Genomic DNA, 12,457 nt, shown 5'->3' with positions numbered 1-12,457 from the left:
CGGGCCCAAGTGGTTCCGCTGCTCGGAGGCTCAGCGGCTCAGTGCTCAGCCGTTGCGCTTCCAGCGCGGCTTGTCGTCGCGGCGGCCGCCCCCGAAGGAGGACGAGGAGCCGCGGTGGTCGTCACGACGGCCGTACGGGCGGTCGTGGCCGCCCGAGCGGAAGCCGCCGCCGGAGGGGCGGTCGTCACGGCGGTCGCGGTTGAACGGACGGTCGCTGCCACGGCGCTCGTAGCCGCCACCGGCCGGACGGTCGTCACGGCGCTGGAAGCCGCCGCCGGCCGGACGGTCGTCGCGACGCTGGAAGCCGCCACGGTCGTTGTCACGACGCTCGAAGCCACGGTCACCACGGTCGTCACGACGCTGGAAACCGCCGCCGGCCGGACGGTCGTCACGACGCTGGAAGCCGCCACGGTCGTTGTCACGACGCTCGAAGCCACGGTCACCGCGGTCGTCACGACGCTGGAAGCCACCGCGGTCGTTGTCCCGGCGCTGGAAACCGCCACGGTCGTTGTCACGACGCTCGAAGCCACGGTCGTTGTCGCGACGGTCGCGGTTGAACGGACGGTCGTTGTCCCGGCGCTGGAAGCCGCGGTCACCGCGGTCGTCCCGGCGCTGGAAGCCGCCACGGTCGTTGTCGCGACGCTCGAAGCCACGGTCACCGCGGTTGTCGCGGCGCTCGAAGTTGCCCCGCTCGTCGCGGCGCGGGCGCTCGTCGCGCACCGGGCGCTCCTCGCGGACCGGCTCGGGCTCCGGCAGGGCGGCCAGCTCGGCCTCGGCGGCCTCGGTCATCTCGGCGACCGCGGCCTCCGGGTCCTCACCGCGCTCGCGGGCGGCGCGGGCCACCAGGCGGTCGGCCTCCTCGCGCAGCTCGGTGGCGCGGCGCTGGAGGCGCTCCAGCTCCTTGGTCAGCTGGACGACCTCGCGCTCGGCCTGCTTGGCGGAGTTGTTCGCGGAGTCGGCCTGGACCTCGGTCAGCGAACGGGCGCCGGTGATCTCGGCGACCTCCGGGTCGAAGGCGCCGGCGCCGCCGACGATGTGGCGCGAGGCGTCGACGCCCGCGTCCTCCATCAGGCGGAAGATCTGGCGGCGCTGGTGCGGCAGGGCCAGCGAGACCACGACGCCGGAGCGGCCGGCGCGGGCGGTGCGGCCCGAGCGGTGCAGGTAGTCCTTGTGGTCGCCGGCCGGGTCCACGTTGAGGACCAGGTCGATGCCGTCGACGTGGATGCCGCGGGCGGCGACGTCGGTGGCGACCAGGACGTTGACGTAACCGTCCTTGAAGTCGGCGAGGGTGCGGGTGCGCGCGCCCTGGGTCATGCCGCCGTGCAGCGCGTCCGCCTTCACGCCGGAGTCGCGCAGCTGCTCGGCGACGCGGTCGGCGCCGAGCTGGGTGCGCACGAAGATGATGGTGCGGCCCTTGCGGGCGGCGATGGCGGCGGTGACCGGGGCCTTGTCCTTGGGCTTCACGACCAGGACGTGGTGGGTCATGGTGGTGACGGCGCCGGCGGACGGGTCGACCTCGTGCGTGACCGGGTCCACCAGGTAGCGCTTGACCAGGCTGTCGATCTCGTTCTCCAGGGTGGCGGAGAACAGCAGGCGCTGGCCGCCGGCCGGGACCTGGTCGAGCAGCTCGGTGACCTCGGGCAGGAAGCCCAGGTCGGCCATCTGGTCGGCCTCGTCGAGGACGGCGATCTTGACCTGCTCCAGGGAGCAGGCGCCGCGGTTGATGATGTCGCGCAGGCGGCCCGGGGTGGCGACGAGGATGTCGACGCCGCGCTCCAGGGCGTAGATCTGGTTGCCCATGGAGGTACCGCCGCAGACGACCTTCATCTTGAGGCCGAGCACGTCGCCGTAGGGCTGGAGGGCGTCCGCGACCTGCATCGCGAGCTCGCGGGTCGGGGTCAGGATGACGCCGCGGGGCTTCTTCTTCTCCGTGCTGCCGCCGGCCAGCGTGGCCAGCAGCGGGAGGCCGAAGGAGAGGGTCTTGCCGGAGCCGGTGCGGCCGCGGCCCAGGATGTCCTTGCCCGCCAGCGCGTCCGGGATGGTCGCGGCCTGGATCGGGAACGGCGTGGTGACGCCGTTCTGGGCGAGCTTGCGGACGACGCCCTCGGGCAGGCCGAGGTCGCCGAAGGTGATGGTGGGCTCGGTGTCCTCGTCCGCCGCCTCGGGGGCGTCGGCCGCCTCGAGGGTCTCGACGGTCTCCGTCACGGCCTCGGCCGCCTCGGTGTTCTCGTCGTTCTCGGGCAGGACAGACTGATCAGCACTGAAAATGGACATGCGAAATGCGAAACCTTCCGGAGTCGTCTCGGCACGCGCCCGTCAACTCCGTGATTCGCGATTCGACCGCCTCGATGCGGTCAGCCACGGCTGCGGAGAGTACGCGCCACACGCGGCGCTCTGGGTGATGGCGCCGGGCAAATGGGAAATGGGATCAAACGATCTACCACCATACGCACCCACCCCCACTCGACGCAAATCACCCCCCGTCACCTCGGGTCCGCCGGGACACTCCTCGCAGGTCAGGGCACGGGCGGGGCGGGTGAGCCATCGGGCGTGTCGGTCGGCTTCGGCGGCTCGGGGGTGGGTGTCGGGGTGGGCGGCTCGGGCGTCGGGGTGGGCGTCGGCTCGGGCGCCGGCGGCTCCTCGCTGGGCGTGGGCGAGACGCCCCCGCTGGGCACCGGCTCCTGGACCGGACCACCGCCGGGACGGCCGCCGACCGCCGGGGGCCGCGCGGAGGGCGCCCGGGACGGGGTCGCGCCGGGCGAGGGCGAGGCGTCCTCGCCCTCGTGGCCGCCCTTGCCGTCGCCCCCTTTCCCGGCGTGCCCGTACGGCCCGCCGTTGCGGGCGGTGCCGCCGTCCGGCTCGGCGGCGGCACCGGGGTGCGCCGACGAGCGGCTCGGCCGGGGCTTGCCCCCGTCGTCGCTCACGCTCATGCAGCCGGCGCAGGACGCCACGGTCAGCGCGGCGACGGCGGCCCATCGGACAGGGACGGAGACAGGGCGCACGGGCGGCACCTCCGGGGGCGGGAGAGGGCGTTCGGACGGCGACCGCGCCTCGCTGTCGAAGCGGGTCACCGTGCCCAACTCCCTTTGCCCCGCCGGGGACACGCCCCGGGACAGAGCCGGGACGGTGCGGTGACGGACCCGCGAAGCGCGCCCGCGAGCGGCCCTACCCCGTGAAGGCGCGCGCCAGTTCGGACCCCAGGACCACCGCGCCCAGTCCGACCAGCACCGACACCCCGGCGTTGGCCGCGGCGAGCGTCCGCCGCCCGGTCTCGGCCAGCCGCAGCGTCTCGTACGAGAAGGTCGAGTAGGTCGTCAGGGCGCCGCAGAAGCCGGTACCGAGCAGGGCGTACGCGGAGGAGGACACCGAGGCCCCGGCGAGCGCGCCGAGCACCAGGCTCCCGGCCGCGTTCACGGTGAGGGTGCCCCAGGGGAAGCCGGTGTCGTGCCGGGCGTTGACCGCACGGTCCGTCAGGAACCGCAGGGGCGCGCCGACCACCGCGCCCGCGATCACCATCAGCCAGGTCACCGGGCCACCGCCCGGCGCGTCACGGCGGCCGCGCACCAGACCGCGCACAGGGCCGCGCACAGCGTCCCCGCGGCGTACGCCAGCGCCCGCACGGCCTCCTGACGCTCCAGCAGCTCCGAGAGGTCCAGGGCGTACGTCGAGAAGGTGGTGAACCCGCCGAGCACCCCGGTGCCCAGCAGCGGGCGCACCCAGAACGGCGCCCCGTCCCGCTCGGCCACCAGCACCATCAGCACCCCCATCAGGGCGCAGCCCACCACGTTGACGGTGAACGTCCCCCACACCGAGGGCCACAGCTGCCCGGCGCCGTACCGCGCCGAGGCGCCCAGCGCGCCGCCCGCGGCGACGGCGCCGAGCGTGATCCGCGTCCGCGCCGAACCGCTCATCCGTACCCCAGGGCGTGCAGGCGCTCGTCGTCGATGCCGAAGTGGTGGGCGATCTCGTGCACCACGGTGATCTCGGTCTCCTCGACGACCTCCTCGCGGGAGGCGCACATCCGCAGCGTGGGCCCCCGGTAGACGGTGATCCGGTCGGGGAGCACGCCCGCGTACCACTCGCCCCGTTCGGTCAGCGGCGTCCCCTCGTAGAGGCCCAGCAGCTCCGGGTCGTCGGCGGGCGGCTCGTCCTCCACGAACACGGCGACGTTGTCCATCAGCCGCGTCAGCTCCGGCGGGATCCGGTCGAGCGCCTGGGCGACCAGTTCCTCGAACTCCTCGCGCGTCATCTCCAGCACCGGGCCATTGTCCGTCACGCCCGGGCATGGCCGCCCGCGCACCCGGGCATACGGGCACCCATGGCCAGCGCCCCCCTCCGTGCCGTCCACCGCCTCGCCCACCGGTTCGCCCGCTCCCTGCGCGCCCGCCGCCCGGCGCCGGTGAGCGCCCTCGCCCACGCCCCGCACCCCTGGGCCCGCGCGCTGGGGATGCTGTGCGTGGTGCTGCTGGGCGCCTGGCTGGGGCTCCTCGCGGTCGGCGACGTGCGCACCAAGGTCGGGCCGATGGACACGACGATGACGCTGCGGCCCTCGCTGTCCGGCGGCACCAAGATCAACGTCTCGCCGCTCGGCGCCCTGGAGCTGGACTCGCACACCGCCCCGGTCCGCCTGGACGTGGACGTGGACCGGCTCGACCCGGTGCGCTCGCAGGCCCTGGTCGAGCACCCGGAGCGGCTGGCCGGGCTGCAGCAGGAGATCACCCACGACGTGGAGAGCGGCACCCTGGACCTGGCGGTGCGCTCCTCGGTCGCGGTGCTGGCCGGGGCGACCGCGCTGGGCCTGGCCGTCTACCGCAGGCCCCGGCGCGCCCTGGCCGCGGGCGGTCTGGCCCTGGCGCTGCTGGTGTCCTCGGGCGCCTGCGCGTACGCCACCTGGAACCCGCGCTCCGTGCTCGAACCGCGCTTCTCGGGCCTGCTGTCCAGCGCGCCCTCGGTGGTCGGCAGCGCGCGCTCGATCGTCAGCGACTTCGACGTCTACCAGAAGGAGCTGGCCCGCCTGGTCACCAACGTGACCAAGCTGTACGACGCCACCTCGACGCTGCCCGCGTACCAGCCGGACCCGGGCACCCTGCGCGTGCTGCACGTCTCCGACGTGCACCTCAACCCGGCGTCCTGGCACATCATCGGCTCCCTGGTGGAGCAGTACAAGATCGACCTGATCGTGGACTCCGGCGACACCATGGACCACGGCAGCGCCGCCGAGAACGGCTTCCTGGACCCGGTCAGGGACCTGGGCGCGCCCTACGTGTGGGTGCGCGGCAACCACGACTCGGCCGCCACCCAGGCCTATCTGCGCACCCGGGTGAAGAACGCCGTGGTCCTGGACGAGGGCCGCACGGTGACCGTGGCCGGGGTGCGGATCAGCGGGATGGGCGACCCGCAGTTCACCCCGGACCGCACCGCCGCCAACGGGGGCGACGCCGTCGAGCGCGCCGCCGGGATCCGGCTGGCCGCCGCGCTGCGCGGGCAGCAGCGGGCGGGCACCCCGGCGGACATCGCGGTGACGCACGAGCCGGTGGCGGCCCGCGAGACCGACGGCGAGGTGCCGCTGGTGCTCGCCGGGCACGTGCACCACCGGGAGACGGAGGTGCTGCCGCGCGGCACCCGGCTGAAGGTCGAGGGCTCCACGGGCGGCGGCGGGCTGCGCGCGGTGCAGAACGACGAGCCGGAGAAGATCCGCGCCTCGGTGCTCTACCTGGACCGCGACACCCGCCGTCTGCAGGCCTGGGACGAGATCACGCTGGGCGGGCTCGGGCTGACGACGGCCGAGGTCAGCCGCCATCTGGCGACCCCGGTGCCGACCCGGCGCGCGCCCTCCCAGGGGCCGCCGAGCCCGTCCCCGTAAACCGTTTTGGCGATACGCCCGCCCATCCCATATGCTTCTCACGTCCCCGAGGCGCTGACGAAGTGCTCAGGTGGGCCCTTAGCCCTCATCGTCTAGTGGCCCAGGACGCCGCCCTTTCAAGGCGGTAGCACGGGTTCGAATCCCGTTGGGGGCACGCACAACCATGTGCGAGACTTGGTCTCGCACGAACAGCTTGGTCCTGTGGAGCAGTTTGGAGTGCTCGCCACCCTGTCAAGGTGGAGGCCGCGGGTTCAAATCCCGTCAGGACCGCTGCGATTCCTCGTGGATCGCGTGGCTGGGTAGCTCAGTTGGTACGAGCGATCGCCTGAAAAGCGATAGGTCGCCGGTTCGACCCCGGCCCCAGCCACGGTGAAAGGCCCCGATCTCCGGATCGGGGCCTTCTTCGTGTCGTGCCTTCTTCGTGCGTGCGCACCGGTGGGGTCGGCGGGGTCCCCCGGCCCGGAGGCCGGAGGACCCGGTGACGGCGGGTCAGGCCCGTTCGCGGCGGCGCCACCCGCGCACGGCCAGGACGATCGCGACCACCGCCACCACGACCACCAGCAGCGCCCAGTCGGGGACCGCGCGGGCCAGCGAGCCGGTCCACTGCTCGGCGGCGAAGGAGTCGTCCACCGAGAGCAGGCCCGGCAGCGCGGTCGTCCCGTCGAAGGCCAGGAACAGCGCGCCCAGGACGATGAAGAACAGCCCCGAGGCCAGCGAGGTGGTGTGCAGCCGCAGCCGGCCCAGGGTGAGGGTGCGGCCCCGCAGCCAGCGGCGGCGGCCCAGGTCGTAGCGCTCCCACAGCAGGGCGAGCAGGAAGAGCGGGACGGCCATGCCCAGGGCGTAGACCGCGAGCAGCAGTCCGCCGTAGACCGGGTTGCCGCTCAGCGCGGCGACGGTCAGGACGCTGCCGAGGATCGGGCCCGCGCAGAAGCCGGCCAGGCCGTAGACCGCGCCGAGCGCGTAGACGGAGAGGGCGGTGGTGGGGCGGATACGGCCGGAGGCCTCGGAGAGCCGGCGGGAGGCGAAGCCCATGCCCAGGATCTGCAGCACGCCGAGACCGATGATCGTCCAGCCGCCGGCCAGGACGAGCAGGTCGCGGTTGCCGTAGAAGAAGCGCCCCGCGTAGGAGCCCGCGGCGCCCAGCGGGACGAGGGTGGTGGCCAGGCCCGCGTAGAAGACGCCGGTGCGGGCCACCAGCTTGGAGCGGGAGTCGATGGAGTACGCGAAGAACGCCGGGAGCAGCAGGGCGCTGCACGGGCTGAGCAGCGCCAGCAGCCCGCCCAGGAACGCGGCGAGGTAGCCGACGTCGGTCACTTGCCCGCCCCCTTCGCCTCCCGGGCCGCCTGCTCGACGGCCTGCGTGAAGACCTCCCGGGGCTGGGCGCCCGCGATCGGGCGGCCGTTGACCAGGAAGGACGGCGTGGAGGTGGCGCCCAGCTTGTAGGCCTCCTCCTGGTCCTTCTTGACCGCGGCCTTCGCGGCGGCGCCCTCCGCGTCCCGTACGAACCTCGCGGTGTCCGGGACCCCGGCCTCGGCGGCGAGGGCCTTGAGGCGGTCGGCGCCGAAGCCCTTCTCCTTGGCGCCCTCGGCGTAGGCGGCCCGGTGGAACTGCCAGAAGCGGCCCTGCTGACCGGCCGCCCAGGAGGCGCGGGCCGCGGCCTCGGACTCGGCGCCGAAGATCGGGTAGTTGCGCCACTCGATGCGCAGGGTGCCGTCCTCGACGTACTTCTTCACCAGCTCGGGCTCGGTGTCGCGGGCGAACTTGCCGCAGAAGGAGCACTTGAAGTCGGCGTACTCGATGAGCACGACGGGGGCGTCGGCGCGGCCCTGGGCGAGCTTGTCGGCGGCGTCGCGGCGGGCCAGCTTCCGCAGCTCGGGGTAGACGCCCTGCTCGTTCTCGACCTTGGCGGCGGACCCGGCGTCCGGCTCGGCGCCGTCGGGCTTGGTGCCCGCGTACGAGGCGACGCCGAGCAGCAGCGCGGCGACCGCGACCCCGGCGCCGATGAGCAGCGGCTTGGAGCGCGGGGAACGGGAGGAACGGGGAGAACGGGACGGGGTACGGGACTTCTCGGGCATGGCTGTGCTTCCTGTGCGCGGGCGGAGGGGACGGCGTGGCGGAACGCCGCGGCTACACGCGCAGGATCGACAGGTCCATCGGAGAGGGCGGTACGAGGACGGGCGGGGCGCGCTCCGGGCCGAGCGCCAGGACCACATCGGAGGCACCGAAGGCGCCGTCGGCGGCCCGGGCGTCGTGCAGCGCGGGCAGCAGCTCCACGGCGGAGGAGGACCTCGGCGGGGTGGCCGGACGCACGCCGCCCTCGTCGTGCGGGACGCCCTTGCCGCAGCCCGGAGCGCCGTTCGGAGCGCCGTCCGGGGCGGCGGCGGGGGCGACCCCGGCCTGCTCCGCGAGGGCGGCGGGCGCGGCGGGCACCGACAGCGGGGCCGCCGACGACGTCCCCGAGCACAGCAGCACGCCCAGCAGGGCGGCCAGCACCACGGCAGCCGTCGCCGCGAGGCGGGACGGCGGTGCGGCGGTGCGGGTCATGTCCGGAATAGTACGGGCCGCCCGGTGCGGCACCCCCGGAGCGCACGAGGGCGCGGGCGAAATCGGTTCGCCGTTCCGGCGTGCCGGGTGAGATCCTGGAGTCCGTATGTCTACTTCCTTCGCCGACCTCCAGACCCTGCTCTCCGAGGTCTCGCTGCGCGACGCCCACCGCCTCGGCCGGCGGCTCGAAGGCGCCCGCCGGATCCGCAAGCCCGAGGCCCGGCAGGCGGTGCTCGACGAGATCGCCGCCGAGGGGGAGAAGGCCGCCGCCCGCACCGCCGAGCGCGCGTCCCGGCGGCCGGAGGTGACCTATCCGCCGCAGCTCCCGGTCAGCCAGAAGAAGGACGAGATCCTGGAGGCGATACGGGACCACCAGGTCGTGATCGTGGCCGGTGAGACCGGCTCCGGAAAGACCACCCAGATCCCCAAGATCTGCCTGGAGCTCGGCCGGGGCGTGCGCGGCATGATCGGGCACACCCAGCCCCGCCGGATCGCGGCCCGCACGGTCGCCGAGCGGGTGGCGCAGGAGCTGGACACCCCGCTGGGCGAGGCGGTCGGCTGGAAGGTCCGCTTCACCGACCAGGTCGGCTCCGACACCTTCGTGAAGCTGATGACGGACGGCATCCTGCTCGCGGAGATCCAGACCGACCGCGAGCTGCGCGCCTACGACACGATCATCATCGACGAGGCCCACGAGCGGTCCCTCAACATCGACTTCCTGCTCGGCTACCTGGCGCAGCTGCTGCCCAAGCGGCCCGACCTCAAGGTCGTCATCACCTCCGCGACCATCGACCCCGAGCGCTTCTCCCGCCACTTCGGCGACGCGCCGATCGTCGAGGTCAGCGGCCGTACGTTCCCCGTCGAGGTGCGCTACCGCCCGCTCCTGGAGGAGGACTCCGAGGACGCGGACCGCGACCAGATCACCGCGATCTGCGACGCCGTCGACGAACTCCAGGGCGAGGGCCCCGGCGACGTCCTGGTCTTCCTCTCCGGCGAGCGGGAGATCCGCGACACCGCCGACGCGCTGACCAAGCGCAGGCTGCGCAGCACGGAGATCCTGCCGCTGTACGCGCGCCTGAGCCACGCCGAGCAGCACCGGGTCTTCCAGGCACACTCCGGGCGCCGGGTCGTGCTCGCGACGAACGTCGCCGAGACCTCGCTGACCGTGCCCGGCATCAAGTACGTCATCGACCCGGGCACCGCCCGCATCTCCCGCTACAGCCACCGCACCAAGGTGCAGCGGCTGCCCATCGAGGCGGTCAGCCAGGCCAGCGCCAACCAGCGCAAGGGCCGCTGCGGCCGCACCTCGGACGGCATCTGCATCCGGCTGTACTCCGAGGACGACTTCCTGTCCCGGCCGGAGTTCACCGACGCGGAGATCCTGCGCACCAACCTGGCCTCCGTCATCCTGCAGATGACCGCCGCCGGGCTCGGCGACATCGAGAAGTTCCCCTTCATCGACCCGCCGGACCACCGCAACATCCGCGACGGCGTGCAGCTGCTCCAGGAGCTCGGCGCGCTGGACCCGGCGCAGAAGGACCCCGCGAAGAGGCTGACCCCGCAGGGCCGCAAGCTCTCCCAGCTGCCCGTGGACCCCCGGCTGGCCCGGATGGTCCTGGAGGCCGAGAAGAACGGCTGCGCGCGCGAGGTGATGGTGATCGCCGCCGCGCTCTCCATCCAGGACCCGCGCGAGCGCCCGGCCGAGAAGCAGGCCCAGGCCGACCAGCAGCACGCCCGCTTCAAGGACGAGACCAGCGACTTCCTGGCCTACCTCAACCTGTGGCGGTACGTGCGCGAGCAGCAGAAGGAGCGCGGCTCCTCCAGCTTCCGCCGCATGTGCAAGCAGGAGTACCTGAACTTCCTGCGCATCCGGGAGTGGCAGGACATCTACGCGCAGCTGCGCACGGTCGCCAAGCAGATGGGCATCGAGCTCAACGAGCAGGACGCGCCCGAGCAGTCGGTGCACGTGTCGCTGCTGGCGGGTCTGCTGAGCCACATCGGGCTCAAGGACGTGAGGGACGGCGCGAAGAACGAGTACCTGGGGGCGCGCAGCGCGAAGTTCGCGATCTTCCCGGGCTCGGCGCTGTTCCGCAAGCCGCCCCGGTTCGTGATGTCGGCGGAGCTGGTGGAGACCTCGCGGCTGTGGGCGCGGGTCAACGCGCGCGTCGAGCCGGAGTGGATCGAGCCGCTGGCCGGGCACCTGGTCAAGCGCACCTACAGCGAGCCGCACTGGGAGAAGGACCAGGCGGCCGTGATGGCGTACGAGAAGGTCACGCTGTACGGCGTGCCGATCGTCGCCGACCGCAAGGTCAACTACGGCCGGATCGACCCCGAGGCCTCCCGCGAGCTCTTCATCCGCAACGCGCTGGTGGAGGGCGACTGGCGCACCCACCACAAGTTCTTCGCCGACAACCGCAAGCTGCTCACCGAGGTCGAGGAGCTGGAGCACCGCGCCCGGCGCCGCGACATCCTGGTGGACGACGAGACGCTGTTCGACTTCTACGACCAGCGGGTGCCCGAACACGTGGTGTCCGGCGCCCACTTCGACTCCTGGTGGAAGCACAAGCACCGCGACGAGCCCGAACTGCTCGACTTCGAGCGGGAGATGCTCATCAACGAGCGGGCGGGCGCGGTCACCAAGGACGACTACCCCGACTCCTGGCGCCAGGGCCCGCTGAAGTTCCGGGTGACCTACCAGTTCGAGCCGGGCGCGGACGCGGACGGCGTCACCGTGCACGTACCGCTGCAGGTCCTCAACCAGGTCACCGACGAGGGCTTCGACTGGCAGATCCCGGGCCTGCGCGAGGAGGTCGTGGTCGAGCTGATCCGCTCGCTGCCCAAGCCGGTCCGCCGGCACTACGTCCCGGCGCCGAACTTCGCGGCGAAGTTCCTGGAGCGGGCCGTGCCGCTGCAGGAGCCGCTGACCGTCACCCTGGCGCGCGAGCTCCAGCGGATGGTGGGCGTGCCGGTGGACGCGGACGACTTCGACTGGTCACGGGTCCCCGACCACCTCAAGATCAGCTTCCGGATCGTCGACGAGCGGCGCCGCAAGCTGGCCGAGGACAAGGACCTGGAGGCGCTGCGCCTCCAGCTCAGGCCCAAGGCCCGCCAGGCGCTCTCCAAGGCCGCCGCGGCGGCCACCTCGGGCCCCTCGGGCACCGGCCAGTCCCTGGAGCGCACGGGCCTGAAGGACTGGACGATCGGGACGCTCACCAAGGTCTTCGAGACCAAGCGGGCGGGCCAGCCGGTCAAGGCCTACCCGGCGCTGGTGGACGCGGGCGAGAGCGTCTCCGTACGCCTCTTCGACACCGAGGCCGAGCAGGCCCAGGCGATGTGGCGGGGCACCCGGAAGCTGATCCTGCTGAACATCCCGGTGAACCCCGCCAAGTACGCCTCCGAGCGCCTGGACAACCGCCAGAAGCTGGCCCTGTCCAGCAATCCGCACGGCTCCATCCAGGCCCTGTTCGACGACTGCGCGACGGCCGCGGCGGACAAGCTGATCGCGGACCACGGCGGCCCGGCCTGGGACGAGGAGTCCTTCCGCAAGCTGTTCGACAAGGTGCGCGCCGACCTGGTGGAGACCACGATCCGCACGGTGGGCCAGGTGCAGCAGGTGCTGGCCGCCTGGCAGGCCTGCGAGCGCCGGCTGAAGTCCACCAACAGCCTGGCCCTGGTGGCCAACGTGGCGGACGTGCGGGCGCAGCTGGCGTGGCTGGTGCCGGCGGGCTTCGTCACCCGCGCCGGGCTGCGCAGGCTGCCGGACCTGATGCGCTACCTGGTCGCGGTGGACCGCAGGCTCCAGCAGATGCCGACCTCCGTGCAGCGCGACACCACGCGCATGGAGAAGGTCCACGAGATGCAGGACGAGTACGCCTGGCTGCTGGAGCAGCTCCCCAAGGGCCGCCCGGTGCCGCAGGAGGTCCTGGACATCCGCTGGATGGTCGAGGAGCTGCGGGTCAGCTACTTCGCGCACGCCCTGGGCACCGCGTACCCGGTCTCCGACAAGCGGATCGTGAAGGCGATCGACGCGGCCGCGCCGTAGGCCGGGCG

10 protein-coding genes and 3 tRNA genes are annotated in these 12,457 nt (G+C 73.0%); 5 read left to right on the top strand and 8 right to left on the bottom strand.

All coding sequences use genetic code 11. The features are described 5' to 3' along the window. Positions 1-45 precede the first annotated feature (45 nt). The 5 genes from ABT160_RS19375 to ABT160_RS19355 all read right to left on the bottom strand — a co-directional run bounded on the left by ABT160_RS19375 (position 46) and on the right by ABT160_RS19355 (position 4,258). Positions 46-2,274, bottom strand: coding sequence for a DEAD/DEAH box helicase (locus tag ABT160_RS19375; protein WP_351648875.1), 2,229 nt, complete (start codon positions 2,272-2,274; stop codon positions 46-48). Between the two features lie 242 nt (positions 2,275-2,516). Further along, positions 2,517-3,002 (bottom strand): hypothetical protein, encoded by a 486-nt coding sequence (locus ABT160_RS19370; protein WP_351648874.1) that lies wholly within the window; start codon positions 3,000-3,002, stop codon positions 2,517-2,519. Positions 3,003-3,165: 163 nt separating this feature from the next. Then, positions 3,166-3,528, bottom strand: a complete 363-nt coding sequence (locus ABT160_RS19365; protein ID WP_351648873.1) for a fluoride efflux transporter FluC — start codon at positions 3,526-3,528, stop codon at positions 3,166-3,168. Further along, positions 3,525-3,911, bottom strand: a complete 387-nt coding sequence (gene crcB / locus ABT160_RS19360) for a fluoride efflux transporter CrcB (protein WP_351648872.1) — start codon at positions 3,909-3,911, stop codon at positions 3,525-3,527. The genes ABT160_RS19365 and crcB overlap by 4 nt, the downstream gene beginning before the upstream one ends. Next, a complete protein-coding gene (locus ABT160_RS19355) occupies positions 3,908-4,258 on the bottom strand; it encodes a metallopeptidase family protein (protein ID WP_351648870.1) in 351 nt (116 codons plus the stop codon). Before ABT160_RS19355 ends, crcB begins: the two co-directional genes overlap by 4 nt. A 60-nt stretch (positions 4,259-4,318) precedes the next feature. Between ABT160_RS19355 and ABT160_RS19350 the strand changes: the two genes are divergently transcribed. From ABT160_RS19350 to ABT160_RS19335, 4 genes are all read left to right on the top strand, one after another. Beyond that, entirely contained in the window at positions 4,319-5,863 is a 1,545-nt protein-coding gene (locus ABT160_RS19350; protein ID WP_351648869.1) for a metallophosphoesterase family protein, read from the top strand. 81 nt (positions 5,864-5,944) lie between these two features. Then, positions 5,945-6,017, top strand: a tRNA-Glu gene (locus ABT160_RS19345). 41 nt (positions 6,018-6,058) lie between these two features. Then, a tRNA-Asp gene (locus ABT160_RS19340) sits at positions 6,059-6,133 on the top strand. 23 nt (positions 6,134-6,156) lie between these two features. Further along, positions 6,157-6,230, top strand: a tRNA-Phe gene (locus tag ABT160_RS19335). Between the two features lie 122 nt (positions 6,231-6,352). Here ABT160_RS19335 and ABT160_RS19330 read toward each other — a convergent pair. The 3 genes from ABT160_RS19330 to ABT160_RS19320 are packed head-to-tail and all read right to left on the bottom strand — an operon-like array spanning position 6,353 to position 8,407. Continuing rightward, on the bottom strand, positions 6,353-7,177 hold the full coding sequence (locus ABT160_RS19330; protein ID WP_351648868.1) for a cytochrome c biogenesis CcdA family protein: 825 nt from the start codon (positions 7,175-7,177) through the stop codon (positions 6,353-6,355). Next, positions 7,174-7,938, bottom strand: a complete 765-nt coding sequence (locus ABT160_RS19325; protein WP_351648867.1) for a DsbA family protein — start codon at positions 7,936-7,938, stop codon at positions 7,174-7,176. Before ABT160_RS19325 ends, ABT160_RS19330 begins: the two co-directional genes overlap by 4 nt. A gap of 52 nt (positions 7,939-7,990) precedes the next feature. Beyond that, complete coding sequence (locus ABT160_RS19320) at positions 7,991-8,407, bottom strand: hypothetical protein (RefSeq protein WP_351648866.1); 417 nt, start codon at positions 8,405-8,407, stop codon at positions 7,991-7,993. 106 nt (positions 8,408-8,513) lie between these two features. On the opposite strand from ABT160_RS19320, the gene hrpA reads away from it, so the two are divergent. Then, positions 8,514-12,449 carry an ATP-dependent RNA helicase HrpA gene (hrpA, locus tag ABT160_RS19315; RefSeq protein WP_351648865.1) on the top strand — a complete coding sequence of 1,312 codons (3,936 nt, stop codon included), beginning with the start codon at positions 8,514-8,516 and terminating at the stop codon, positions 12,447-12,449. Positions 12,450-12,457 lie beyond the last annotated feature (8 nt).

It is taken from the genome of Streptomyces sp. NPDC001941 (assembly GCF_040296945.1).
Taxonomy (GTDB): Bacteria; Actinomycetota; Actinomycetes; order Streptomycetales; family Streptomycetaceae; genus Streptomyces.
The sequence above is the reverse complement of the archived record's forward strand: the minus strand, read 5'-3'. Positions and strand labels throughout refer to the sequence as shown.

Excerpts from the sequence above, each read along its gene's own strand:
- ABT160_RS19320 (WP_351648866.1), bottom strand. The coding sequence starts at position 8,407 with ATGACCCGCACCGCCGCACCGCCGTCCCGCCTCGCGGCGACGGCTGCC.
- hrpA (WP_351648865.1), top strand. The coding sequence starts at position 8,514 with ATGTCTACTTCCTTCGCCGACCTCCAGACCCTGCTCTCCGAGGTCTCG.
- ABT160_RS19325 (WP_351648867.1), bottom strand. The coding sequence starts at position 7,938 with ATGCCCGAGAAGTCCCGTACCCCGTCCCGTTCTCCCCGTTCCTCCCGT.
- ABT160_RS19375 (WP_351648875.1), bottom strand. The coding sequence starts at position 2,274 with ATGTCCATTTTCAGTGCTGATCAGTCTGTCCTGCCCGAGAACGACGAG.
- ABT160_RS19350 (WP_351648869.1), top strand. The coding sequence starts at position 4,319 with ATGGCCAGCGCCCCCCTCCGTGCCGTCCACCGCCTCGCCCACCGGTTC.
- crcB (WP_351648872.1), bottom strand. The coding sequence starts at position 3,911 with ATGAGCGGTTCGGCGCGGACGCGGATCACGCTCGGCGCCGTCGCCGCG.